Consider the following 25386-nt stretch of genomic DNA (forward strand, 5'->3'; position numbering starts at 1 on the left):
ACTCACGTCGCCGGCGCTAAATAACCAAGCTAACAGGGTTCACCACCGCTTTTTAGTCTACCACGCCCCTGCTGGTTTCCGGCCAGGGGCGAATCCCTTGTAAATCCTCCGTGTTAATCCGCTCCTCCAGGCTCTACACTAAGCGTTACGGAGGGCCTATGCCGCAATTTGAAAACGCTTATTACCAACAGCTGCCCGGTTTTTATACCGCACTGCAGCCGACACCGCTTAAAGCGGCCCGTTTGCTGTATTACAGCCAGCCGCTGGCTGAGGAACTGGGGTTGGACGCTAGCTGGTTTACTCCAGAGAAAATGCCTATCTGGGCAGGTGAAACCCTGTTACCCGGCATGCAGCCTTTGGCGCAGGTTTACAGCGGCCATCAGTTTGGTTCCTGGGCGGGGCAGTTGGGAGATGGCCGGGGGATCCTGCTGGGGGAACAGCGGCTCGCGGACGGCCGTAGTATGGACTGGCATCTGAAAGGCGCTGGGTTAACGCCGTATTCCCGCATGGGCGATGGGCGGGCGGTGCTGCGCTCGGTGATCCGTGAATTCCTGGCCTCCGAGGCGCTATACCATTTGGGGATCCCGACGACGCGGGCCCTGACGATTGTCACCAGCGAGCATCCGGTGTTCCGTGAACAACCGGAGCGCGGAGCAATGCTGCTGCGAGTGGCGGAAAGCCATGTTCGCTTTGGTCATTTCGAACATTTCTATTACCGCAAACAGTCGGAACAGGTCAGGCAACTGGCGGACTTCGTTATTGCGCGCCATTGGTCGCAATGGGTTGATGAACAAGATCGCTATCTGCTGTGGTTTACCGATGTGGTGGAACGTACCGCACGTATGATTGCTCACTGGCAGTGCGTGGGGTTTGCCCACGGGGTGATGAATACCGACAATATGTCGATCCTCGGCCTGACGATGGATTATGGGCCTTATGGGTTCCTTGATGACTACCAGCCAGACTATATCTGCAATCACTCCGATCATCAGGGCCGTTATGCGTTCGATAACCAGCCAGCCGTGGGGCTATGGAATCTGCATCGATTGGCGCAAACGCTGTCCGGTTTGCTGAGTGCCGAGCAGTTACAGCAGGCGCTAGCCGCCTATGAACCGGCGCTGATGCAGGCTTATGGCGAGCAAATGCGTGCCAAACTGGGCTTTTTCACCCAGTCAAAACAGGATAACGATCTGCTGACCGGTTTATTGAGCCTGATGGCGCAAGAGGGGCGTGATTATACCCGTACCTTCCGTTTATTAAGCGATGTTGAGCAGCAGCGGTCGCAAACGTCAATGCGCGACGAATTTATCGATCGCGAGGCGTTTGACGGCTGGTATCAAAAATATCGCCAGCGCTTACAGCTTGAACAGGTGAGTGATACCGAGCGCCAGCAAGCGATGAAGCTGGCGAATCCTAAACTGATCTTGCGTAATTATCTGGCGCAGCAGGCCATCGAAGCGGCAGAGCAGGACGATGTCACTAAGCTGGCACGTTTGCACCAGGCATTGCTGCAACCTTTTGCCGATGATGCCCAGTATGACGATCTGGCGGCCTTGCCACCGGATTGGGGCAAGCATCTGGAAATTTCCTGTTCGAGCTGAATGCAGCAAGCCCTCCATGGCTTACCGTTACTGACGTAAAAACACCTGCGGCAGTGCGGTCTCTGGGTGGGCGGCGACACCGAGATCTGCCTGATACCAACGCGTCAGGATATCCGTCTGTAATACCTGCTGCGGGGTACCGGAAGCGACCAGGCGGCCCTGATGCAACAGCAGAATGCGATCGGCGTACAGCGCGGCCAGATTAAGATCGTGCAATACGCAACAGACCGCCAACGGCTGCTGACGCGTCAGGGAGCGCAGCAGGCGTAAGGTATGTTGTTGATGATACAGATCAAGCGCCGAGGTGGGTTCGTCAAGGAATAACCAGGATGGTGCGGGTTGTGGCTGCCACAACTGCACCAATACTCTGGCCAGTTGCACCCGCTGCTGTTCCCCGCCGGAAAGCTGGCGGTAATCACGTTGGGCCAGGCTGGTGCAATCGGTCTGCTCCATCACCTGTTGGATCGCCCTTTTGGCATCGCGCCCGCTATGCGGAGAGCGTCCCATGGCAACCACTTCTTCCACGGTAAACGGAAAGGCCAGCTCGCTGTGTTGACGCATTACCGCCCGGACCTTGGCCAACTGCTGAGGTTGCCACTGCTCAAGCGGTTTACCTTGCAGACGGCACTCGCCACAGTCTGCGGCCAGATAACCGGTAAGTAAGCGAAGCAGGGTCGACTTCCCCGCGCCGTTGGGGCCAATAATCGCCACCATCTCACCGCTGGCGATGCTGAGGGAGACATCGGTGATCAGCCGGCGATCACCCAGGTTGTAACGCAACTGCCGTGCTGTCAGCATTGATGAATCATCCACCGGAGCGCTCCCGCTGGCGCATCACCAGCCACAGAAAATAGGGACCACCGATCAGGCTGGTCATCAGGCCTACCGGCATTTCTGCCGGAGCGACCAGCGTACGTGCCAGCGTATCGCTCACCAACAGCAGGCAGGCACCGCCGAGGGCAGAGGCTGGCAACAACCAGCGGTGATCGCCCCCAAGCCGCATACGCACCAGGTGGGGGACCACCAGGCCAATAAAGCCGATCACGCCACTCATCGCTACGGCGGCCCCAATCAGCAGGGCGCTGAGTAATAGCAACTGCAGCTTGGCGCGTTGCACATTGACCCCAAGGTAATGCGCCTCTTCATCGCCCAGCTGTAGCAGATTCAAACGACGAGCCTGTAACAGCGTCAGCAATGCGGCTGGCAGGATCAGCGAAGCGGATACCACCAGGGTAGGCCACTGTGACTGGCTAAGGCTGCCCATCATCCACAGCGAAAACTGACGTAATTGCTGGTCGCTACTGAGGTACGACAGCACGCCAATCGCTGCCATGCACAGCGCATTGATGGCGATACCGGCCAGCAACAGCCGCGACAGGCTGCCGTGTCCGCTGCGGCTGATGCCGTAAATCAGTATTGAAACCAGCAGGCTGCCAAGAAACGCCGCCAGCATATGGCTATACAGAGCGATGAGCGGGGGCAGGGCCAGCGGCATGACGATCACCAGGGCGACGAACAGTGCGCCGCCGCTGCTGATCCCCAACAGGCTGGGATCGGCCAAGGGGTTGCGGAACAATCCCTGCATCACCGCCCCGGAAACCGCCAACGCGCAGCCGATCACCACGGCCAATAGCACGCGTGGCAGGCGAATATTCAGCCAGATATGCCAGGAGGCATCGCTGAAAGGAGCCTGCCACAGGGTGCGAAATGACAGTGTCAACGCCCCAAGGTTAGCGGCCCCAAGCGCCAGGATCGTCAGTAGGATCAGCAGGCTGCCGATCGCCAGGCGGGGTGAGGTTCGGCAACGCATTACTTTTGCTCCGCCGCTTTACGCAACAGGCCCAGCGCCTGCGGCGTTTCCAGACCAAAACCGAGCAGCGCCATATCATCAACGATCAGCACGCGGCGATTTTTCCCCGCCGGTGTCAGAGCCATGCCGGGCAACAGCCACAGGTTTTCCTGGCCACCGATGGAGCGGACGCCATCGGTAGTCACCAACAGCAAGTCTGGTGCGCTGGCAATCACGCCCTCTTGCGAGAGCGGGCGGTATCGGCTGAAACCTTGCATCGCGTTTTTCAACCCAGCCGCTCTGATAATGGCATCTGACGCGGTTTGCTGGCCCGCGGCCATGGGGGTGATACCTCCGTGACTCATCACGAACAGCACTTTCACCGGTAGCGGCGTATTGGCTACCGCTGCCAACTGTTGCTGATAGCGTTCGGCCAACTGCTTGCCTTGGCTACTGCGATGGATGGCATCGGCTATCACGCTGATTTTTTTGGGCACCGCCTGCACGGTGGTATCCCCGGGGATACGCACCACCTTGACGCCACTGTCTTCCAATTGCTTGAGCACCAATGCTGGCTCAGCCAACTCGGTAGTCAGGATCAGGGTGGGTTTCAGCGCCAGAATACCTTCGGCATTCAGCTGGCGCATATAGCCTACGTCGGGCAATTTCTGCACCGCAGCAGGGTGCAAACTGGTACTGTCTCGTGCCACAACTTCATCGCCCGCGCCCAGCGCGAAGGCAATTTCGGTCACGTCACCACCTATCGAAACAATCCTCTCGGCCGCCACGGTGGCTAATGGAAACGCCAGCGCAATGCAAAGCGCCAGGCGACGGGGCAATGAAGCTATCATGCGGCAACTTCCTTCGATTCAAGGGCAGCAACCTGCTCACGCCACTGCAGCTGCTCCGGTTGGCCTTCGGTACGCTGCCCGTAGAGTTGCGCGATCTGGGTGCCATCGGCAGCAAACAGCTCCAGGCTGGTGACCATGCCATCTTTAGTTGGTTTACGTGTGATCCAGCTTTCGGCGATCGCCCCTTCAATCAGGTGCAGGGTAAAGTGGCGGTTGAAGATGTTGACCCAGCCGTCCTGCGGCATCAGGCGCTCAATCTGGCCGGTAAAGATTTGCACACAGCCCCGGTTGCCGACGAAGATCATGATTTCGTTCTGCGCAGACTTGGCGGCTTCCAGGAGCGCCGTCAGCGCGCTGTTGTCCACACGATAGGCCAGATCGTTACCCACGGCGCGGAAGGCCTGTTGGCGGGTCAGATTATTGCGGCTCAGCAGTTGGAAGAACTGGTGGACGTCGGTCATGGCTCGCCAGTCGGCATCGATTTTGGCGGCATCTGGCGCGCTGTTGCTCTCTTTAATTTCGGCCGGTTGCAGCTCCAGTGTCGGGTTTTCCGCACTTTGATGGCGCTCGACCAGGGCGAACCAGGCGGCGAGATCGGTTTCGTCTGTGGTGTAGACCTTATGCAGCGCGTCGCCTTGATGATCAAAGAACTGAATGCTGTGGCGCACGCCACGCTTGTTGGTTTCACTCAAGGCAAAAACGTTGGCCCATTGGTTGAGGAACAGGCGCAGATCCAGCTCGCGCGGATTGAGGATCAGCCCAGCATGGCCATTGAGGTGCTGATTCTGATAACGCCCAACCTGCTCGTGTACCGCATAGCTGTTACGCGTGATGGACTTGGTGACACCAACCTGTTCCAGTTCGGTCAGCAGCGTACGGGCATCGGCCTGCAGGCGACGAGCATCGTGGCCGACGCGGGCATGGGTCAGTTCGCCTTCGCTGATACCCAACAGCTCGGCCAGATCGCGGGCATATTTACCTGGGTGATCAATTTTCGCCTGCTCATAACGTTGGTATAGGGTCTCGCTCATTAATTTGTTTCCTGTGCTGGTGGGTGAGGAGCGGGCAAAAACGGTCTGCCCGCTGTGGTTCAAAGGGTTACCACTGATAGCTGACCAGCAGTTTGGCGTTACGACCATCCTGCGGAATGCCCTGTGGTGAGTAATATTCTTTATCGAAAGCGTTCCCCAGTACCACGGTAGTGGTGACGCCCTGCAGGTCTTCGCGGCCTTTATAGCTGAGGTAGAAATCGTTCACGCCATACCCGGCTTGCTTGCTGTAGCCGGTAGCCACGTGGTGCGCACTCTGGGCAAAGGTTCCCACCCAGCCGGTGGATAAGCCGGTCTCGGCAATAGGAATATCCAACACGCTGGTGACCGTATCCGGGTTGATACTGGAGAGCCAGTCACCCGTCGCTTCATCTTTACCACGTGTGCGGTTGTAGGCCAGATCCAAACCGAACCACTGGGTTTTATAGTTCAGCGAGGCATCCCATCCCCAAATCTTGGCGCGATCGATGTTGGTTGAGAAGGTGGTACAGCTGATGCAGTACATACCGCGTGGGCCACGGCCTAACTCCATGGTGACACCGGTAGTAATATAATCTCTGGCTTTGGTATCGAAGTAGCTGGCCTTGAATTGCAGGCTGTCATCGGCCATTAGCAGATCGTCAAAGCGCAAGCCGAAGCCGTATTCCTGCGTAGCGTTGGTTTCCGGCTTTAGATTCGGGTTAGGCACCCAATAGTTGGTGATGGTGGTCGGGCCCATCGGGATCGAGAAGTGCTTGGAGTCGTTGTACATCTCGCCCATGGTTGGTGCGCGGAACGCCTGAGCATAGGAGGCGAACATCATCAGCCAATCGGTAGGGGTAACGCTCATCGCACCACGGGATGACCACTTGTTGGCATTGACGTCGTCATAACCGTCGCTAGAGCCTTTGTAGTTGTCATAACGCGTCCCGGCCAGGAAAGAGACGGGCAGGTCACGCAGAGTGATCTCATCCTGCAACCAGCCGGAAGCGAAGTTGATTTTGGCCTGCGGGAAGCTCTCTGTTGCCCCCCCTGGCGTCTGTTCCTGTCGGTAGGCTTCGCTACCATAGGTAAACAGGTGCGAAGCGAAGCTGTCAGCAAACAGGCGGGTACGGTTTTCCAGCTTGCCACCTTTGGTAGTTTGTTTGCGAGCTTCATCCGTGCTGCCGTCGGTATGCGCATTGATCTCTACTTCGGAGTAATAGAGCTTGGCATCGGCATCCAGCCAATCCTGGCCTGTGGGCTTGAGCTTATAGCCGAGCTGTGCGTCACGCTGAATGGTGGAACGGTCGGTTAACACATTGCTGCTGGAAACATCAGGCGTTTGCGGATTCTTAGGTTCTTGCGCCCGGTTGTTGTAATAACGCAGATTACCGCTCAGGGACTGGTTGTCATCGATGGCCCAGGTGCCTTTGGCCAGAACGTTGCTGATGGTCTCGTCGTTCGGTGCATTAAAGCCATCGCCCTGGCGAATATCGCCAATATCGCGGGTGCCGAAAGAGATCAGACCATCGAGAACGTCAGTTTTACCGTAAGCGCTGGCGCCCATGCCCAGGCTATGATCGCCGGTAGCCGCTGTGCCGAACACGCGATAGCCGGTGTTATGGCCGGGCAACAGCAGATCGGCGGCATCCACCGTTTCATAGGAGATAACCCCACCTAATGCGCCACTGCCGTACAACAGTGCCGATGGGCCACGCACTACTTCAATCCGTTTTACCAAGCCAGGATCCAGGAAGGTGCCATTGATATGGCCGGTATCGGTTCCCTGACGAATACCATCAACCAGGATCAACACGCCACGGCGATCGTAACCCCGCATCATAATGTCTTGCCCATTGCTCCGGCCAGTACCGGTCACAGTAACCCCAGGCACATGACGCAGCATATCGCCGGCGGTGGTGGCGGTTTGGCTCTGAGGGCTGTTGCCGTCGATCACCGTCACCATCATCGGCGCTTCAAAACTGCTGCGCTGATTACCGGTGGCGACCACGGTCATAGTCTCATCTTTGTTTTTTTCTTGTGCCTTGGTGGCAGCGGAAACACTGGTGTCGGTCTGGGCAAAAACCACCGTAGGCAAAGCGCAGGCAATGGCCAGGCTTAATGCGGATAAACGCAGCCGGGAGGCAAAAATGGCAGGCATGTGGCAACTCTCCGTATGTTTTAAACATATCAATAGATTTGCTGGCTGCCTGGATCGCAAGATCGGGGTGGCTGGCGTTAAAAGGAACTAAGACGTTATTTGGTTAAGATCAATTTTCCCGCTTTGGTTTGGCGAAGTTGATAGCGTTGCCCTTGATGGATGATCACCGCCAGCCCATCGGTGCCCAGCAGCTCGGCACTGTCGAAGCAGGGCGGTAAAGCGGCAGGAGCACTGCCGTCAGGAGTAACCAAAGCGTTGTTGGACTGTTGGTAATTATTGAGATTGTCCATAAATTCAACCGGTAAATGGTAATTAATATCAAATTGATAATCATTATCATGTGAACGAAAGGTTACATCAAGGGAAATTTTCTTACCGATGGAACCTTTTTGTCGTCATGCTTACCGGGGCTAGATTGATTGCAATCAATTTGCTGATAAAACGACTATTTCAACAGGGTTTCGATACGGTTGAACAGGCGCTCAGGTTTGGTGATGGGGGCAAAGCGTGTGATGCGCTCGCCATCGGCGGTGAGCAGGAATTTGGTGAAGTTCCACTTGATGCGTTGGCTGCCTAACAGACCGGGAGCACGGCGTTTTAACTCGCTGAACAGGGGATGCGCCTGCGCGCCATTGACGTCGATCTTGCTGAACAGCGGAAAGCTGACGCCATAGTTGAGGGTGCAGAAGTTGGCAATCTCCAGTGGGTTACCCGGCTCTTGCCCGCCAAACTGATTGCAGGGGAAGCCCAGCACCATCAACCCGCGTGAGCGATAATACTGCCACAGCTTTTCCAAGCCTGCATACTGCGGGGTAAAGCCACACTTGCTGGCGGTATTGACCACCAGGTAGGCTCGCGCCGGGAAGTCGGCCAGCGTTTTATGTTCCCCTTTCAGGGTGATACAGGGAATGGACAGCAGTGAATGGTTCACGGAAGAGGGCTCCAGATCGGTTTAGTTCAGATGTTTGGCAAGTATAGCGGAATGACGTAAGAATACTTCGTAGAATATGGCATCAATAACCTGATTTAGGTGATGAAGATCCGATAATACAGTGTTTAAGAGCCCCACTTACTCGTTGGAAAGCAATAATTAAATTAAAGCCAGCATCATATGCAAATGTCATTTTATATTTAAAATATTTAATTAAGTGAGTAATAATAGGTGTTCAGCTTTTATTTTACAGGTATTGACGCTTGGGTTTTTGAATGTGTAATATTATTTTTTTTTGTGGTATCTACGTAAATAGGGAAGTATGAGCTAGTTGTTGCATAGGGAGATGATATGAATGTGTTAAGTGTTATTTTTCTTATATTATCAGTGTGTTGCCACTTCCTTGTGGGTTCGAGAGTATTTCCAGACGTTAAGATGAATACAATGATACTTGCCTCTTTGATGCTTTTTTTTGCAGGGGTATCTAGTGGCTATAAGATTTTTACTGCAAATTTTTGCATTATTCTCATGCTATTGGCTTGTGCAATACGGTGGGTTAAAGGAAAGAAACGTCTAAAAGAAATTGATAACATAGGTATGTTGTACGTAACGCTTTCTTTCATACCTTTTTGGGTTTTTATGATTGAGTGGATGAATTATTGAGTTTTCAATCCCATCACGAAAGTGATACTGCGTGAACGGATAAATGAGAGCCAGCAGGCCAAAAGCATGCTGGCTAAAATAATCAGAAACGGGTATCTACCGCATCGGCCAGCATAGCCAGCAACTGCTCGCTGTCCGACCAGCTCAGGCAAGGGTCGGTAATGGATTGGCCGTAGGCTAGCGATTGGCCAGCCACGATTTTCTGCGTACCTTCCACCAGGAAGCTTTCAGCCATCACGCCAGCCACGGCCACCGAGCCTGCACGGATCTGTTGGCAGACGTTTTCTGCCACTTCCAACTGGCGGCGATGCAATTTCTGGCAGTTGCCGTGGCTGAAGTCGATCACCAGTTGTTCAGGTAAATCGAACTCACGCAGGCTATCACAGGCGGCTACCACATCGGTCGCGTGATAGTTTGGCGTCTTGCCGCCGCGCATGATGATATGGCCATAAGGATTACCGCTGGTCTGGTAAATGGTCATCTGGCCAGTTTTGTCTGGTGACAGGAACATATGACCAGCGCGCGCGGCACGGATGGCATCAATGGCGATGCGGGTGTTGCCGTCGGTACCATTTTTGAAACCGACCGGGCAGGAGAGCGCCGAGGCCATTTCACGGTGGATCTGGCTTTCGGTGGTGCGAGCGCCAATCGCGCCCCAGCTGATCAGGTCGGCAATATACTGGCCGATCACCATATCCAGAAACTCGGTCGCCGTTGGCAGGCCAAGCTGGTTTACTGACAATAGCAGCTTGCGCGCCATCTCAATACCACGGTTGACCTGATAGCTGCCATCCAGATCGGGATCGGAAATCAAGCCTTTCCAGCCCACTACGGTGCGCGGTTTTTCAAAATAGGTGCGCATCACGATTTCCAGGCGATCCTGATAGCGCTCGCGCAGTACGTTAAGACGGGTGGCATAGTCCATTGCCGCATCCAGATCGTGAATGGAGCAGGGGCCAATCACTACCAACAGGCGCTTGTCTTCGCCGGTGAGGATTTTTTCAATACGTTTACGTGACGCTGTCACGTTATCGGCTACCGATGCTGAGATCGGCAACTTTTCTGCCAACGCCTGAGGCGTGACCAAGCTGTCGATGCGCGCGGTCCGCAGTTCATCTGTTTTGTGCATGATTGTCTCTAAAACTGTTCTTCGCGACGGCAGGAATACCGGGAAGTGATGGCGATCACAATAACGCAAAAACGGCTGATTTCAACCGTAGAGATTGTGATCGGCTGATTAAAACCGGTAAAAAAGCACAAAAGAGGGGGCATAGACGACTATCCGCCAGCCCCTAGTATCAGAACATCCTCCGGCTCATACCGAGGATATCGAGGATTTTGGTGGAGATCTCCTCCACCGAATAGTTGGTGGTATTGAGATAGCGGATCTGGTTTTTGCGAAACAGCGCTTCCACCTCGGCAACTTCCATCCTGCATTGGCGCGGGGAAGAGTAACGGCTGTTTTCGCGCCGTTCTTCGCGGATCGCCGTTAACCGCTCTGGGTTGATGGTCAACCCAAATAATTTATGTTGAAACGGTTTTAGCGCGGCGGGTAGTTGCAAATTATCCATATCATCGGCAGTAAACGGATAATTGGCCGCGCGGATACCAAATTGCATCGCCAGATAAAGGCTGGTGGGGGTTTTACCGCAGCGGGATACGCCGAGCAGGATCACCTGCGCCTGATCAAGATTGCGCAGCGATATGCCGTCATCATGGGCCAGAGTGTATTCAATAGCCGCGATCCGGGCGTCATATTTGCCCAGGTTGTTTTCCGTCAGTCCGTGGGTGCGATTAGGTACCGGCGTTGGATCCACCGCTAATTCCCCCTGTAGCGGGCCGACCAGGGCTTGCACGATATCCTGGCAGAATCCTTCACTTTGAGTGATCACTTGGCGTACTTCCGGCGAGATAATCGAATAGAACACCAGTGGGCGCACCCCGGTCTGCTGGTAAATATCATTGATCTGCTGGCATACGCCCCGCGCACGCGCTTCGGTTTCCACAAAGGGCAGAGTGAAAGTGGTGGCCTTGACGGGAAACTGTGACAGCACCGCGTGCCCCAAAACTTCGGCGGTAATGGCCGTGCCATCCGAGATATAAAAAACGCTTCTTTCCACCCAGAACTCCTTAATGCCTGAAACGACTGATAGCAACATCATGGTCTGCATACCCACATACGGTAAAGAGGAGGACAGAAATTTTGTGACGCTGGGGATCATTCGCGGCAATTGAATATATTTAATAAAACTAGATTTCATTTTTAATAAAATGAATGGTGCTATTTTAACTACCTGCTCCGACGTAAATTGGCGCTATTTTCGTCAAATTAAACACTAAAAATACGGGTATTTAAGCGAAAGTTTAAATAATACATAATTTGTTGAATTGTAAGCTTTTAGCCAGTTAGGGAACGATCCCTAATAAAATTGCGTTCGCTGGAATTCTCTTAATTGCTATTTTCTTCATTGGCTTGATCGATTCACCTGTCCATTGTCTATGGATCATTGTGCTAGTGTGGGTGGGTGCCGTTTTTGCGGTACCAGTCAAAAATCCGTCAATACCCTACTGATAGCAATAAGGATTGTCTCGATGTCTAACAATGGCCCAGACTTGCGTAATGTGCTTTGGTACAACCAGCTTGGCATGCACGACGTTGACCGTGTCGGTGGCAAAAATGCCTCCCTCGGTGAAATGATCACCAATCTCTCCGATTTGGGCGTGGCCGTACCCAACGGTTTCGCCACCACCGCCCAGGCATTTAACGATTTTCTTGAGCAAAGTGGGGTTAACCAGCGCATTTATCAGCTGCTGGATCAGACTGACGTGGACGATATTGCTCAACTGTCCAAGGCCGGTGCACAAATTCGCCAATGGGTGATCGATACGCCTTTCCACGCGGAATTTGAACGTGAAATTACCCTGGCGTACCAACAACTGTCCGAGGGCGAAAGCGAAGCCTCCTTTGCCGTGCGTTCTTCCGCCACGGCCGAAGATATGCCAGACGCCTCGTTTGCTGGCCAGCAGGAAACCTTCCTCAACGTGCAGGGCATTGATGCGGTGATGGTGGCGATCAAACACGTCTTCGCCTCTCTGTTTAACGACCGGGCCATCTCTTACCGTGTGCATCAGGGTTACGATCACCGTGGCGTGGCACTTTCCGCCGGTGTACAGCGCATGGTGCGCTCCGACCTGGCTTCCTCTGGGGTCATGTTTACCATTGATACCGAGTCCGGCTTTGATCAGGTGGTATTTATTACCTCGGCGTTCGGTCTGGGGGAAATGGTGGTGCAAGGGGCGGTCAACCCGGATGAGTTTTATGTCCATAAACCGACGCTGCTGAAGGGCAAACCGGCCATTGTGCGCCGCAACCTTGGCTCGAAAAAAATCCGCATGGTGTATGCACCTTCACAGGATCACGGCAAGCAGGTCCGTATCGAAGATGTGCCAGAAGAGCAACGCAATCGTTTCTCTTTGACCGATGATGAAGTCCAGGCACTGGCACATCAGGCGTTGTTAATCGAAAAACACTATGGCCGCCCGATGGATATCGAGTGGGCCAAAGACGGCCACACCGGCAAGCTGCTGATAGTCCAGGCGCGGCCAGAAACCGTGCGCTCCAATGAGCAGGTGATGGAACGCTACCAACTGAACGGTAACAGCACCGTGCTGGTAGAAGGGCGAGCCATTGGCCATCGTATTGGGGCAGGCCCGGTGAAGGTCATCCACAATATCAGCGAAATGGATCGCATCGAGCCGGGCGACGTGTTGGTCACCGACATGACCGACCCGGATTGGGAACCGATCATGAAGAAGGCGGCAGCGATCGTAACCAACCGTGGTGGGCGTACCTGCCATGCAGCGATCATTGCCCGTGAACTGGGGATCCCTGCCGTTGTAGGCTGTGGCCACGCAACGGACCTGCTGAAAGAAGGGCAGAAAGTCACCGTCTCCTGCGCCGAAGGCGACACCGGCTTTGTCTACAGCGACATGCTGGAATTCAGCGTGCAAAGCTCGGAAGTCACTGAACTGCCGGAACTTCCGTTGAAGATTATGATGAACGTCGGAAACCCTGACCGTGCGTTCGACTTCGCTCGCTTGCCAAATGAAGGCGTAGGGCTGGCCCGGTTGGAGTTTATTATCAACCGCATGATCGGCGTACACCCGCGTGCCCTGTTGGAGTTCGACCAGCAAACCCCAGAGCTGCAGGCAGAAATAAAAACGCTGATGTTGGGCTATGACGATCCGGTCGAGTTCTATGTCGGTCGTTTGACTGAAGGGATCGCCACGTTGGGCGCGGCATTCTGGCCGAAGCGCGTGATTGTGCGCCTTTCCGATTTTAAATCTAACGAATACGCCAACCTGGTAGGTGGCGAGAAATATGAGCCGCACGAAGAAAACCCGATGCTAGGTTTCCGTGGCGCGGGTCGTTACGTGGCGGACAGCTTCCGAGACTGCTTCGCCATGGAATGTGCCGCGATGAAGAGGGTACGTAATGAGATGGGCCTAACCAACGTTGAGGTGATGGTGCCGTTTGTGCGTACCGTGGCTCAGGCGGAGGCCGTGGTGGCAGAGTTGGGGCGTCAAGGGTTGAAGCGCGGCGAGAACGGGCTGAAAGTGATTATGATGTGTGAGATCCCTTCCAACGCCTTGCTGGCCGATCAGTTCCTTGAGCACTTTGATGGTTTCTCTATCGGTTCCAACGATATGACGCAGCTCACGCTGGGGCTGGATCGCGATTCCGGAGTGGTCTCTGAGCTGTTTGACGAGCGCAATGAGGCGGTCAAGGCGCTGCTTTCCATGGCGATCCAGGCGGCCAAGCGTCACGGCAAATATGTCGGCATCTGTGGACAAGGCCCGTCAGACCATGCGGACTTTGCCGAGTGGCTGATGGATCAGGGGATTGATAGCCTGTCGCTTAACCCGGATACCGTGGTGCAGACCTGGGTTAATTTGTCACAAAGAAAGTAAACCTGAATAACAACGTCTATTGAAAACATAAAACCGCCGGTTAAACCTGGCGGTTTTTTTATATTGGCGGGTTATTTTGCACAAAAAAAAGCCCATCAAAAGACGGGCAAAGACTACACACAGCAATTCAGTGATTCGAGGTTACCTTGTTAGCTGACTTGACTGGCAAACAATGCATGGAAAGCAATGATTTTCAGCAAGATAGAGTTTCATACTAGGCAGTTATCTGGCGCGCGTCATTAAGAATCGTCCCAATCAAACAGCCTGGTTTGTAATGGTTCATTGTGAGAACAGGTACTTGAATGGCATCTATTATTGCAGCAGGTGAGTCAGCAGAATAATTATCGGGAACGATGCGGTGGGGAATGGGAATATTTTGATTAATCGCCTGCCCAATGAATGAGCAGGCGATGTAGGGATCACAACTGTTCTAAATCTTTAGCGACTTCTTCAAGATCGGCGGTGGGCTCCGGAGCTTCGTTCACCCAGGCGCTCACCAACCGATAGGAGACCGCCAGCACGACTGGGCCGATAAACAGGCCAATCATCCCGAAGGCCAGCAGGCCACCGATAACGCCTGACAAGATCAGAATCAACGGCAGGTCGGCACCCATGCGGATTAGCGCCGGGCGCAGGAAGTTATCCAGAGTTCCGACCACACAGCTCCACACCAATAGCACTGTGCCCCAGGTGGTATCACCGGTCCAGTACAGCCAGATAATGGCCGGGATCAAGACCAGCAATGGCCCCAGTTGGGCGAGGCAAAAGACGAACATCACTACGGTCAGCAAGGTGGCCGCCGGAATCCCGGAAACGGCCAGCCCAATGCCGCCCAGGATCGACTGCACCAATGCGGTGACCACCACGCCTAACGCGACTGCACGGATCGCTTGCCCGGCCAGTAACACGGCCGCGTCGCCCCGAGTGGAAGCAAGGCGTACGGCAAAATGGCGGATCGCCATGCCAACCTGCTCACCGCGGGCGTACAGCAAGGCGCTGAACAGTAACATTAGCGAGCAGTGGATCAGGAAACGGCCAATATGTGCTGCCTGGGTGACAAACCAGGTGGCGGTCTGGCCGAAGTAAGGTTGAATTTTGGCCACCAGAGCGTTACCACCGGTGTTCACCAACAGATGATAGCTGTTATAGACTTTGTGCCCAATCACCGGAATGGAGCGCAGCCACTCCAGCTGTGGAACGTGGAGCTGGCCCGGCGAGTTCACCCAGGCTACGATTGGCGCGCTGTTATCCACCACGCTGCTGATCAGCAGGGCAATAGGCAGCACAAACAGCAAGAGCAGCAGGATAGTCATCGCCACCACTGCCAGCGACCGGCGGCCCCAAAGTAGGCTCTGCAGTTTAATCAATACCGGCCAGGTGGCGATCACCACCATCGATGCCCAGGCAAATCCCAGAATAAAGGGTTGAATCACCCAAAAACTGGCGACGATCATAATGGCGATAAACAGCACACCAAAAATTATCGTCGGTAAATCGTAGCGGCGTTGCGGTTGTGTCATGAATGCGTTTTCATCCTAGTGAGTTAATTCCTTGGTACCCTTTTATCATGGAGCATTTTTGGCAACTTTCACAGTCAGTAGCACATTTTGCCGTGGAACGTCATTTTCGGTACCACCTTTCACTATTTAAAGCGTAGCCATCGGCTGCGCTATCATTTTCCCCGCCAAATAATGCCAAATTCAGGATGTACAAGCGGCAAAACACCCGCCATTATGAGGTAGATAGCGATGATGCAGGGGCGGGAAACGGCCCTTGCGGTTATCGTGATAATAAAAGACAGGGGAGGGCCAGTTCCGGGCCCGATTAAGCAATTAAGAGCAGACAGAGTCAAACAAGCGAATGATCCCACAAATTTCTCAGGCATCCGGCCTCGTTCAACGGGTGCTGGACTTTTTGGCCGCGTTAAAACAGAGCGGATTCAACGGCGATACCGCCACTAGCTATGCCGATCGGCTGACGATGGCGACGGACAACAGCATTTATCAACTGTTGCCCGATGCGGTGGTGTTTCCTCGCTCAACCGCCGATGTGGCGCTTATCGCCCGGCTGGCCGACGAGGAGCGCTTCAAGGCGCTCACCTTCAGCCCGCGCGGTGGCGGCACCGGCACCAATGGGCAGGCACTTAACACCGGCATTGTGGTTGATATGTCGCGCTACATGAACCGCATTCTGGACATCAACGTCGAGCAGGGTTGGGTGCGGGTAGAAGCCGGGGTGATTAAAGACCAGCTTAACCAGTATCTGCGGCCGTTCGGCTATTTCTTCTCGCCGGAGCTTTCCACCAGCAACCGCGCGACCCTGGGCGGCATGATCAATACCGACGCGTCTGGCCAGGGCTCGCTGGTATACGGCAAAACTTCAGACCACGTGCTGGGGCTCAGGGCGGTGTTGCTGGGGGGCGAAATGATCGACACTCGCGCCATGCCGACGCCGCTGGCGGAAACGATTGCCCAGGAAGATACGCCAGAGGGGCGGATCTACCACACCGTGCTGAACCGTTGCCGCGAGCAACGCGCACTGATCCTGGAAAAATTCCCCAAGCTTAACCGCTTCCTCACCGGCTACGATCTGCGCCACGTGCTGAGCGACGATCTGCAAACCTTCGATCTGACCCGCATTCTTACCGGTGCCGAAGGGACCTTGGCCTTTATCAGCGAAGCGCGGCTGGATATCACACCGCTGCCGAAGGTGCGGCGGCTGGTAAACGTCAAATATGACTCTTTCGATTCGGCCCTGCGCAATGCGCCCTTTATGGTGGAAGCCAAGGCGCTGTCGGTGGAAACCATCGACTCCAAGGTGCTGAATCTGGCCCGCGAAGACATCGTCTGGCACTCGGTCAGCGAACTGATCACCAACGTGCCCGATAAAGAGATGCTCGGGTTGAACATCGTTGAGTTTGCCGGTGATGATAAGGAACTGATCGACGGCCAGATGGAAGCGCTGTGCGAGCGTCTGGACGATCTGATCTCCGAGCAACAGGCTGGTGTGATCGGTTATCAGATTTGCGGCGATTTGACCGGCATTGAGCGCATCTACAATATGCGCAAAAAGGCGGTTGGGTTGCTGGGTAACGCCAAAGGGCAGGCCAAGCCCATCCCGTTTGCTGAAGATACCTGCGTGCCGCCGCAGCACCTGGCTGACTATATCACCGAGTTCCGCCAACTGTTGGATAGCCATAACCTGAGCTACGGTATGTTCGGCCACGTTGATGCTGGTGTGCTGCATGTGCGCCCGGCCTTAGATATGTGCGATCCCCAGCAAGAAGTGCTGATGAAGCAAATATCTGACCAGGTGGTGGCGTTAACCGCCAAGTATGGCGGCCTGTTGTGGGGAGAACACGGGAAGGGCTTCCGGGCGGAGTATAGCCCGGCGTTCTTCGGCGAGGAGCTCTATGAAGAACTGCGCCGCATCAAGGCCGCGTTTGACCCGCTCAATCGCCTCAATCCGGGGAAAATCTGCCCGCCGCTGGGCGTAGATGCCGTGATGATGAAAGTCGATGCGGTGAAACGTGGCACGTTGGATCGCCGCATCCCCATCGATGTCCGCACCTCGTTCCGTGGCGCGATGGAGTGTAACGGCAACGGACTGTGTTTCAACTTTGATGTCCACAGCCCGATGTGCCCATCGATGAAGATCACCGCGAATCGGATCCACTCGCCGAAAGGCCGTGCGGCCCTGGTGCGCGAATGGTTACGGTTATTGGCAGAGCAGGGCGTGGACCCCGTCGCACTGGAAAAGCAGTTGCCGCAGCAGCGCCTCAGCTTCCGCACTCTGGTTGAGAAAACCCGTAATAGCTGGCATGCAGGCAAGGGCGAATATGACTTCTCCCATGAAGTCAAAGAAGCGATGTCTGGCTGCCTGGCCTGTAAAGCCTGTTCGACCCAGTGCCCGATCAAGATCGACGTGCCGGGCTTCCGTTCGCGCTTCCTGCAGCTTTACCACACCCGCTATCTGCGCCCGATGCGTGACTACGTGGTCGCTGGCGTCGAGAGCTATACCCCGTTGATGGCCAAAGCGCCAAAGGTGTTCAACTTCTTCTTCAAGCAGCCATGGGTGCGCGAACTGAGCCGCAGCAGCATCGGTATGGTGGATTTACCATTGCTATCCAGCCCAACGTTACGCCAACAACTGTCGGGCCATAGCGCGTTCAGCATGACGCTTGAACAGTTGGAAGCATTGAGCGAAAGCCAGCGCGAACAGCATGTGCTGGTGGTGCAGGATCCGTTTACCAGTTATTACGATGCCCAGGTTGTGGCAGACTTTGTACGGCTGGTGGAAAAGCTGGGCTACAAGCCGGTGCTGTTGCCTTTCTCACCGAACGGCAAGGCACAGCATATCAAAGGGTTCCTGACGCGCTTTGCCAAAACGGCGCGCAAGACAGCGGACTTTCTTAACCGGGTAGCCAAACTGGGGATGCCGATGGTGGGTGTCGATCCGGCGTTGGTGCTGTGTTATCGCGACGAGTATCAAGAAATTCTCGGGGCCGAGCGGGGTAATTTCCAGGTGCAACTGGTTCATGAGTGGTTGCAACAGTTGCTGGCAGAACGAGCGGAACAGCCTGCCACCGGGGAAGCCTGGTATCTGTTTGGCCACTGTACCGAAACTACTGCATTACCGGCGAGTACCCAGCAGTGGGCTGCCATCTTTGCCCGTTTTGGCGCCAAGTTGGAAAACGTCAGCGTGGGTTGCTGTGGCATGGCGGGCACTTACGGTCACGAAGCCAAGAATCTGCAAAATTCCCTGGGGATTTATGAGCTATCATGGCATCAGGCGCTACAGCGTTTGCCAAGGCAACGCTGTCTGGCGACCGGTTATTCTTGCCGCAGCCAGGTAAAACGCATTGAAGGCAATGGCGTGCGGCATCCATTACAGGCACTTCTGGAGATGATTGCGTGAAGCTGTGGAAACGTGAAACAACGCTGGAACAACTCAACCAAAGCGGTGAAGGATGCATGGTGGCCCATGTGGGCATTCAGTTTACCCGCTTGGAAGATGACTATTTAGAGGCGGTGATGCCCGTCGATCACCGCACTACCCAGCCGTTTGGCCTGTTACACGGTGGGGCTTCGGTGGTGCTGGCCGAGTCGATGGGCTCAATGGCAGGGTATCTGTGCACCGAAGGGGAACAAAAGGTGGTGGGGTTAGAGATTAACGCCAACCACCTGCGCGCGGTATTTAAAGGGCAGGTGCGCGGGGTTTGTCGTGCGTTACACGCTGGCCGCCGCAATCAGGTCTGGCAGATCGAGATCTTCGACGATCGCGATCGCCTGTGCTGTACCTCGCGGCTGACCACGGCAGTATTGGAGTAATACCTACCCCGCAGGTTATCGCCTGCGGGGCAAACGTTACAGTTGGAACGGTACCCGTTTCACAAAATCCTTCTGAAAAGCGGTAGCCTTGTCCCAGCCGCCTTCCATCGAATATTTCTGGCAAATCAGCGTTAGCGTATGCCGGGCAAAATGATAGCACTGCACGCGGAACAGCTGACAGCGCTGTGGGTTGTTGATCTCGACGATCAGCCGGTTATGCAGTTTGCTCAGCGCATGCAGATAACTCTCGTCATCGCCATTTTCCAGGCATAAATTCGCCATGCCAAGGCTGACACCGTTGTAACGCTTCAGATGATTGATGTTGCATTCCGGCCGCTGTAGCGCCGCTTCCGCCATATAGAAATCCACCGTGGCATCACGGATGTTGAACTTGTATTCATCAATTTTGCCCAGCAGCCACGCATTCATCGAGATAGCCATAGGTCCACGCCCAATTAAAGCTTAATGATAATCATTATCATATTTGCAGCTGTGGCGATGATCAATGCTCCCCTCAGTTTTTTTTCTGTTGTGGGTCTTTTGACCGCCACGGGCTAAAAACACGCGAGCGACTAGACTTAAAGCAGGGAAAGGCATTTTTCAGACAGACAAAATGCAGAAATAGGTATTTTCTATGAATGTTTAAAACAGACGACTTATCCGGCGCTATAACCTTGTCGGGGCAGCGGGATAAGCCGTACGAGATATGATGAATTGCAATGAATTCAGAGGGATAAAAATTATCCCCGTGTCTATTTTGCCTGGATGCGCCATCGATTTATCGTGTTGCCGAGCGTAAATCCGGGCGTTTGGTAAATACCCCCGCAAAACAAACGGTTGAAGTGATAATCATTATCACTAACATGGGCGGTAAGCCAGATCGGCTGTAGTAAAACACGAATGTGAGGTAGGCCATATGCATACGGAAGATGTTGGTACTTTTTCCTTGGCAGACAACGTCTGGCAAGGCATTTCGCTGAGCGACAGCGCGGTGAAGCAGATAATCAGACTCATGCAGCAGGATGCTCAGGTGAAAGGGCTGCAACTCGGCGTCAAACAATCTGGCTGTGCGGGCTTTGCCTACGTACTGGATTTGACCCGCGAACCGGCCAGCGACGATCTGTTGTTCGAACGCGACGGGGCCAAGCTGTTCGTGCCGCTCAAAGCGATGCCGTTTATCGATGGCACCACGGTAGATTTTGTTCGGGAAGGGCTGAATCAGATGTTCAAATTTAATAACCCTAAAGCTCAGAACGCCTGCGGGTGCGGTGAGAGCTTTGGCGTTTAAGCGATGCAATCAACATGACACGAAGCAACGTAGAAACAGCGAAAGATGTACCGGCTTGGGTCAGCGAAGGTCGCTACAAGGAAGGATTCTTTACCCAACTGGCCACCGATGAGTTGGCCAAAGGTATCAACGAAGAGGTGGTACGCGCCATCTCGGCCAAGCGTAACGAACCCGAGTGGATGCTGGAATTCCGCCTGGAGGCTTACCGTGCCTGGCTGCAAATGGAAGAGCCACACTGGCTGAAAGCCAACTATGACAAGCTGAACTATCAGGATTACAGCTACTATTCAGCGCCGTCCTGCGGCAGCTGTGATGACTCCTGCGGTTCTCAGCCTGGGGCGGAGCAGCAGCCTGGTGCCAGTTCGGAAAACGGCTACCTGACCAGCGAAGTTGAACTGGCGTTTAATCAGCTAGGTGTACCGGTGCGTGAAGGTAGCGAAGTCGCGGTAGACGCCATTTTCGACTCGGTTTCCGTCGCGACCACCTACCGTGAAAAGCTGGCGGAGAGCGGGGTGATCTTCTGCTCGTTCGGTGAGGCCATTCACGACCATCCAGACTTGGTACGTAAGTATCTGGGCCGAGTGGTGCCGCATAACGACAACTTCTTTGCCGCACTCAACGCTGCGGTGGCTTCCGACGGCACCTTTGTTTACGTGCCGAAGGGCGTACGCTGCCCAATGGAGCTTTCCACCTATTTCCGTATTAACGCCGCGAAAACCGGCCAGTTTGAACGCACCATTCTGATTGCCGATGAAGGCAGTTATGTCAGCTACATCGAAGGCTGCTCAGCGCCGGTACGCGACAGCTATCAGCTGCATGCGGCGGTGGTTGAAGTGATCCTGCATAAAGACGCCGAAGTGAAGTATTCCACGGTGCAAAACTGGTTCTCCGGCGGCGGCGAAAGCAAAGGCGGTATTCTTAACTTCGTCACCAAGCGTGCGCTGTGTGAAGGCTCAGGGTCCAAAATGTCCTGGACACAGTCTGAAACCGGCTCAGCCATCACTTGGAAATACCCAAGCGTGATCTTGCAGGGCGACAACTCGATCGGTGAGTTTTTCTCGGTGGCGCTGACCAGCGGCTACCAACAGGCGGATACCGGCACCAAGATGATCCACATTGGTAAAAACACCAAGTCGACCATTATTGCCAAAGGGATCTCCGCCGGACACAGCCAAAATACCTATCGTGGGCTGGTGAAAATCCTGCCTGGAGCGGAAAACGCCCGTAACTTTACCCAGTGCGATTCGATGCTGATCGGGCCCAACAGCGGGGCGCATACCTTCCCTTATGTGGAAACTCGCAATAACAGCGCCCAGCTTGAGCATGAGGCTACCACCTCGAAAATCGGTGACGACCAACTGTTCTACTGCCTGCAACGGGGCATCAGCGAAGATAATGCCATCTCGATGATCGTCAATGGTTTCTGCAAGGACGTGTTCTCCGAGCTGCCGCTGGAGTTTGCCGTAGAGGCACAGAAGTTACTGGCTATCAGCCTGGAACACAGCGTCGGTTAAGCACCCGTATTTATAGCGCAGCAGCGCGATTAGAGGACACAGCATGTTAAGTATCAAGAATTTGCACGTCAGCGCCGAAGGTAATGAGATCCTCAAGGGGCTGAGCCTGGACATCAAACCGGGCGAAGTGCACGCCATTATGGGGCCCAACGGCTCCGGCAAAAGCACGCTTTCCGCCACGCTGGCTGGCCGGGAAGAGTATGAGGTCACCGCAGGGGAAGTGACGTTTAAAGGCAAAGATCTGCTGGAGCTGGCTCCTGAGGATCGGGCCGGTGAGGGCGTATTCCTGGCGTTCCAGTATCCAGTAGAGATCCCCGGCGTCAGCAACCATTTCTTCCTGCAGACCTCGGTGAATGCGGTGCGTAATTACCGTGGCCAAGAGGCGCTGGATCGCTTCGACTTCGCCGACTTTATCGAACAGAAGATCGAGTTGCTGAATATGCCAGCAGATTTGTTGACCCGTTCGGTCAACGTCGGTTTTTCCGGCGGCGAGAAGAAACGCAACGACATTCTGCAAATGGCCGCGCTGGAGCCGGAGCTGTGCATTCTGGATGAAACGGATTCCGGGCTGGATATCGATGCCCTGAAGATCGTCGCCAACGGCGTCAATTCGCTGCGTGACGGCAAGCGTGCCTTTATTATTGTCACCCACTATCAGCGCATTCTTGATTACATCAAACCGGATTACGTTCACGTGCTTTCCCAGGGGCGCATCGTGAAGTCTGGTGATTTCTCATTGGTGAAACAGTTGGAGGAGCAGGGCTATGGCTGGCTTTCCGACCAACAGTAATTCACGGGCACTACAGCAGATGTACAGCCTGTTCGAAGCGCGCGGCGGCGAGCAGTCTGCGCATGCGTTAGCCCATTGGCAGCAGGTTTTGCGCCAAGGCTGGCCGACTCGCAAGCAGGAAAACTGGAAATATACCCCGCTGGAAGGTTTGCTGGAGCAGCAGTTTCTGGAGCCCGTAGACCACGTGATTAGCGAGGAGCAGCGTGACCAGTTAGCGTTGAAGATTGATGCGTATCGCTTGGTGTTTGTCGATGGGCGCTTATGTCCGCAATTGAGCGATGAGGATCTTGGTGACTACCAGTTGAACAGGGTGACCTATGATGCGCCAATAGCGCTGCCGGAGCCGATCCAGCCAGAAATCTTTCTGCATTTGACCGAAAGCCTGGCGCAGGAAACCAGCGTGATTAGCCTGGCGGCGGGCAAAGCTCCGGTTAAACCGCTCTATCTGTTGCATCTCAGCTCCGGGCGCGAGCAGCCCGGAGAAGTGAATACGCTGCATCACCGGCACCATATCGAGATTGCGAGTGGTGCACGAGCTTCGGTCATCGAACACTATGCCAGCGTCAGCGCTGCGGCCCACTTCACCGGTGCGCGCTTGACCGTGACGGTGGGTGATAATGCCGAGCTGCATCATTGCAAACTGGCGTTCGAGAGCCAGGCCAGTTACCACTTTGCCCATAACGACCTGCTGGTTGGCCGCGATGCGCGTGTTAAAAGCGATAGCTTCCTGTTGGGGGCGGGGCTGACACGCCACCACACCAGTGCGCAGTTAAACGGTGAGGGGAGCAATCTGGTCATCAACAGCCTGGTGCTGCCGGTAGGTAAAGAGGTATGCGATACCCGTACCTATCTGGAACACAACAAAGGCTACTGTGAAAGCCGCCAACTGCACAAAACGGTGGTCAGCGATCGGGCCAAAGCAGTGTTTAACGGCATGATCAAGGTCGCGCAACACGCGATCAAAACCGACGGCCAGATGAACAACCACAACCTGTTGTTGGGCAAGGTGGCGGAGGTCGATACCAAACCGCAGCTGGAAATCTACGCCGATGATGTCAAATGCAGCCACGGTGCCACCGTGGGCCGGATCGATGAAGAACAGCTGTTCTATCTGCAATCGCGCGGTATTGATAAGCACGCGGCGCAGCAGGTGATCATCTTTGCCTTTGCCGCTGAACTGACAGAGGGCATTTCCGACCCGGTCATACGGGAGTTGGTGCTGGCTCGTATCGCCGATCGTTTACCCCGGGAGGCGGCATGAGTTATCCCCTAGAACGGGTACGTAGTGATTTTCCCCTGCTGGCTCGGGAGGTCAATGGGCAACCGTTGGCTTATCTGGACAGTGCTGCCAGCGCGCAGAAACCGCAGAGCGTGATTGATCGCGAACTGGATTTCTACTGTCACGGTTATGCCGCGGTTCACCGCGGCATTCATACGTTGAGCGCCGAAGCTACCCAGCAGATGGAGGGCGTGCGTGAGAAAGTGGCGCGCTTTATCAATGCGGGCTCGGCGGAAGAAATCGTGTTCGTCAAAGGCACCACCGAAGGCATCAATCTGGTGGCTAACAGCTTTGGCCGCCATCTGCTGACGGCGGGCGACAGCATCATCATCACCGAGATGGAGCACCACGCCAACATTGTGCCGTGGCAAATGCTGGCGCAGGAGCGAGGCATCACGCTGCGTGTCTGGCCATTGCAGCCAGACGGTACCTTGGATTTGGCACAACTGCCGGGCCTGATCGATGCCTCCACCAAGCTGTTGGCGATCACCCAGGTATCGAACGTGTTGGGAACCGTCAACCCACTGCATGAGATCGTTCCCGTGGCCAAAGCTGCTGGGCTGAAAGTGCTGGTGGACGGCGCTCAGGCGGTAATGCATCAGCGTATCGATGTCCAGGCGCTAGACTGTGATTTCTATGTGTTCTCCGGCCACAAGCTGTACGGGCCTAGCGGTATCGGCATTCTGTATGGCAAGCAGTCGTTGCTGGAACAGATGCCACCGTGGGAAGGCGGCGGCGCGATGATCCAAAGGGTCAGCCTGACGCAAGGTACTACCTTTGCAGCGCCGCCATGGCGTTTTGAGGCCGGTTCACCTAATACGGCGGGTATGATGGGGCTGGGGGCTGCCATCGACTATGTCGAGGCTCTGGGGCTGGAAAACATCCACGATCACGAGCAATCTCTAATGCGCTACGCATTGGATGGATTGCAGCAGGTGCCAACGCTGAAGATTTATGGCCCTGCGCAGCGTGACGGCGTGATTGCCTTTAATCTAGGTGAACATCATGCCTACGACGTGGGCAGTTTCCTGGATCAATACGGCATTGCGATCCGCACCGGGCACCACTGCGCCATGCCGTTGATGGAGTTCTACCAGGTACCAAGTATGTGCCGTGCCTCGCTGGCGTTGTACAATACCCGGCAGGAAGTGGACCGGCTGGTCGCCGGTTTGCAGCGCATCCACAGCTTGTTAGGCTAATCATTAAAG

Annotated in this window: 20 protein-coding genes; 9 read left to right on the forward strand and 11 right to left on the reverse strand. The window is 54.8% G+C overall.

Annotated elements, in window-relative coordinates:
- Nucleotides 1-158 precede the first annotated feature (158 nt).
- Complete coding sequence (locus AC6HVW_RS11700; RefSeq protein WP_497569439.1) at nt 159-1601, forward strand: protein adenylyltransferase SelO; 1443 nt, start codon at nt 159-161, stop codon at nt 1599-1601.
- Between the two features lie 27 nt (nt 1602-1628).
- On the opposite strand, the gene AC6HVW_RS11705 is transcribed toward AC6HVW_RS11700, so the two are convergent.
- From AC6HVW_RS11705 to ppsR, 9 genes are all read right to left on the reverse strand, one after another.
- Nucleotides 1629-2399 carry a heme ABC transporter ATP-binding protein gene (locus AC6HVW_RS11705; protein ID WP_175415658.1) on the reverse strand — a complete coding sequence of 257 codons (771 nt, stop codon included), beginning with the start codon at nt 2397-2399 and terminating at the stop codon, nt 1629-1631.
- Nucleotides 2400-2406: 7 nt separating this feature from the next.
- Complete coding sequence (locus AC6HVW_RS11710; protein WP_071683668.1) at nt 2407-3411, reverse strand: FecCD family ABC transporter permease; 1005 nt, start codon at nt 3409-3411, stop codon at nt 2407-2409.
- Nucleotides 3411-4241 (reverse strand): heme/hemin ABC transporter substrate-binding protein, encoded by an 831-nt coding sequence (locus AC6HVW_RS11715; protein WP_071683667.1) that lies wholly within the window; start codon nt 4239-4241, stop codon nt 3411-3413. The genes AC6HVW_RS11710 and AC6HVW_RS11715 overlap by 1 nt, the downstream gene beginning before the upstream one ends.
- The gene (locus tag AC6HVW_RS11720; RefSeq protein ID WP_071683666.1) at nt 4238-5272 is read right to left on the reverse strand and encodes a hemin-degrading factor; all 1035 of its coding nucleotides are present in this window, start codon (nt 5270-5272) and stop codon (nt 4238-4240) included. The genes AC6HVW_RS11715 and AC6HVW_RS11720 overlap by 4 nt, the downstream gene beginning before the upstream one ends.
- 67 nt (nt 5273-5339) lie before the next feature.
- Entirely contained in the window at nt 5340-7412 is a 2073-nt protein-coding gene (locus AC6HVW_RS11725; protein ID WP_071683665.1) for a TonB-dependent hemoglobin/transferrin/lactoferrin family receptor, read from the reverse strand.
- Between the two features lie 95 nt (nt 7413-7507).
- Nucleotides 7508-7702: a hemin uptake protein HemP gene (hemP, locus tag AC6HVW_RS11730; RefSeq protein ID WP_081367109.1), complete on the reverse strand. Its 195-nt coding sequence runs from the start codon at nt 7700-7702 to the stop codon at nt 7508-7510.
- A 155-nt stretch (nt 7703-7857) separates the two neighbouring features.
- Entirely contained in the window at nt 7858-8343 is a 486-nt protein-coding gene (locus AC6HVW_RS11735; protein ID WP_071683664.1) for a glutathione peroxidase, read from the reverse strand.
- 745 nt (nt 8344-9088) lie between these two features.
- A complete protein-coding gene (locus tag AC6HVW_RS11740; RefSeq protein ID WP_497569440.1) occupies nt 9089-10135 on the reverse strand; it encodes a 3-deoxy-7-phosphoheptulonate synthase in 1047 nt (348 codons plus the stop codon).
- 169 nt (nt 10136-10304) lie between these two features.
- Nucleotides 10305-11126: a posphoenolpyruvate synthetase regulatory kinase/phosphorylase PpsR gene (gene ppsR / locus AC6HVW_RS11745; protein ID WP_021804571.1), complete on the reverse strand. Its 822-nt coding sequence runs from the start codon at nt 11124-11126 to the stop codon at nt 10305-10307.
- Between the two features lie 472 nt (nt 11127-11598).
- On the opposite strand from ppsR, the gene ppsA reads away from it, so the two are divergent.
- Complete coding sequence (gene ppsA, locus AC6HVW_RS11750; protein ID WP_021804570.1) at nt 11599-13977, forward strand: phosphoenolpyruvate synthase; 2379 nt, start codon at nt 11599-11601, stop codon at nt 13975-13977.
- Between the two features lie 419 nt (nt 13978-14396).
- Here the strand turns inward: ppsA and ydiK are convergent, their stop codons facing one another.
- Entirely contained in the window at nt 14397-15497 is a 1101-nt protein-coding gene (gene ydiK, locus AC6HVW_RS11755) for an AI-2E family transporter YdiK (protein ID WP_071683662.1), read from the reverse strand.
- A 340-nt stretch (nt 15498-15837) separates the two neighbouring features.
- Here ydiK and ydiJ point away from each other — a divergent pair, with 340 nt between their 5' ends.
- Entirely contained in the window at nt 15838-18894 is a 3057-nt protein-coding gene (gene ydiJ / locus AC6HVW_RS11760; protein ID WP_071683661.1) for a D-2-hydroxyglutarate dehydrogenase YdiJ, read from the forward strand.
- Complete coding sequence (gene menI, locus AC6HVW_RS11765; protein WP_021178115.1) at nt 18891-19307, forward strand: 1,4-dihydroxy-2-naphthoyl-CoA hydrolase; 417 nt, start codon at nt 18891-18893, stop codon at nt 19305-19307. The genes ydiJ and menI overlap by 4 nt, the downstream gene beginning before the upstream one ends.
- A 36-nt stretch (nt 19308-19343) precedes the next feature.
- Here the strand turns inward: menI and AC6HVW_RS11770 are convergent, their stop codons facing one another.
- Nucleotides 19344-19748, reverse strand: coding sequence for a hypothetical protein (locus AC6HVW_RS11770; protein WP_071683660.1), 405 nt, complete (start codon nt 19746-19748; stop codon nt 19344-19346).
- A 475-nt stretch (nt 19749-20223) separates the two neighbouring features.
- Here AC6HVW_RS11770 and sufA point away from each other — a divergent pair, with 475 nt between their 5' ends.
- Genes sufA through sufS form a run of 5 tightly spaced genes read left to right on the forward strand, consistent with a single transcriptional unit; the run spans nt 20224 to nt 25377 of the window.
- Nucleotides 20224-20595, forward strand: coding sequence for a Fe-S cluster assembly scaffold SufA (sufA, locus tag AC6HVW_RS11775; protein ID WP_021178114.1), 372 nt, complete (start codon nt 20224-20226; stop codon nt 20593-20595).
- Nucleotides 20596-20609: 14 nt separating this feature from the next.
- The gene (gene sufB / locus AC6HVW_RS11780) at nt 20610-22109 is read left to right on the forward strand and encodes a Fe-S cluster assembly protein SufB (RefSeq protein ID WP_037374809.1); all 1500 of its coding nucleotides are present in this window, start codon (nt 20610-20612) and stop codon (nt 22107-22109) included.
- 43 nt (nt 22110-22152) lie between these two features.
- The gene (sufC, locus tag AC6HVW_RS11785) at nt 22153-22899 is read left to right on the forward strand and encodes a Fe-S cluster assembly ATPase SufC (protein ID WP_021804565.1); all 747 of its coding nucleotides are present in this window, start codon (nt 22153-22155) and stop codon (nt 22897-22899) included.
- Nucleotides 22874-24160 carry a Fe-S cluster assembly protein SufD gene (sufD, locus tag AC6HVW_RS11790; protein ID WP_497569441.1) on the forward strand — a complete coding sequence of 429 codons (1287 nt, stop codon included), beginning with the start codon at nt 22874-22876 and terminating at the stop codon, nt 24158-24160. Before sufC ends, sufD begins: the two co-directional genes overlap by 26 nt.
- The gene (sufS, locus tag AC6HVW_RS11795; protein ID WP_071683658.1) at nt 24157-25377 is read left to right on the forward strand and encodes a cysteine desulfurase SufS; all 1221 of its coding nucleotides are present in this window, start codon (nt 24157-24159) and stop codon (nt 25375-25377) included. The genes sufD and sufS overlap by 4 nt, the downstream gene beginning before the upstream one ends.
- The last annotated feature ends 9 nt before the right edge of the window (nt 25378-25386 follow it).

The sequence above is a fragment of the Serratia sp. NCCP-200 genome (assembly GCF_059697885.1).

Bases quoted from the DNA above. Each gene is read 5' to 3' on its own strand.
- sufA (WP_021178114.1), top strand. From the start codon at position 20,224: ATGCATACGGAAGATGTTGGTACTTTTTCCTTGGCAGACAACGTCTGG.
- AC6HVW_RS11725 (WP_071683665.1), bottom strand. From the start codon at position 7,412: ATGCCTGCCATTTTTGCCTCCCGGCTGCGTTTATCCGCATTAAGCCTG.
- sufD (WP_497569441.1), top strand. From the start codon at position 22,874: ATGGCTGGCTTTCCGACCAACAGTAATTCACGGGCACTACAGCAGATG.
- sufB (WP_037374809.1), top strand. From the start codon at position 20,610: ATGACACGAAGCAACGTAGAAACAGCGAAAGATGTACCGGCTTGGGTC.
- ppsA (WP_021804570.1), top strand. From the start codon at position 11,599: ATGTCTAACAATGGCCCAGACTTGCGTAATGTGCTTTGGTACAACCAG.
- AC6HVW_RS11720 (WP_071683666.1), bottom strand. From the start codon at position 5,272: ATGAGCGAGACCCTATACCAACGTTATGAGCAGGCGAAAATTGATCAC.
- sufS (WP_071683658.1), top strand. From the start codon at position 24,157: ATGAGTTATCCCCTAGAACGGGTACGTAGTGATTTTCCCCTGCTGGCT.
- AC6HVW_RS11715 (WP_071683667.1), bottom strand. From the start codon at position 4,241: ATGATAGCTTCATTGCCCCGTCGCCTGGCGCTTTGCATTGCGCTGGCG.
- sufC (WP_021804565.1), top strand. From the start codon at position 22,153: ATGTTAAGTATCAAGAATTTGCACGTCAGCGCCGAAGGTAATGAGATC.
- ydiK (WP_071683662.1), bottom strand. From the start codon at position 15,497: ATGACACAACCGCAACGCCGCTACGATTTACCGACGATAATTTTTGGT.
- AC6HVW_RS11705 (WP_175415658.1), bottom strand. From the start codon at position 2,399: ATGCTGACAGCACGGCAGTTGCGTTACAACCTGGGTGATCGCCGGCTG.
- AC6HVW_RS11740 (WP_497569440.1), bottom strand. From the start codon at position 10,135: ATGCACAAAACAGATGAACTGCGGACCGCGCGCATCGACAGCTTGGTC.
- ydiJ (WP_071683661.1), top strand. From the start codon at position 15,838: ATGATCCCACAAATTTCTCAGGCATCCGGCCTCGTTCAACGGGTGCTG.
- AC6HVW_RS11710 (WP_071683668.1), bottom strand. From the start codon at position 3,411: ATGCGTTGCCGAACCTCACCCCGCCTGGCGATCGGCAGCCTGCTGATC.
- AC6HVW_RS11700 (WP_497569439.1), top strand. From the start codon at position 159: ATGCCGCAATTTGAAAACGCTTATTACCAACAGCTGCCCGGTTTTTAT.
- hemP (WP_081367109.1), bottom strand. From the start codon at position 7,702: ATGGACAATCTCAATAATTACCAACAGTCCAACAACGCTTTGGTTACT.
- AC6HVW_RS11770 (WP_071683660.1), bottom strand. From the start codon at position 19,748: ATGGCTATCTCGATGAATGCGTGGCTGCTGGGCAAAATTGATGAATAC.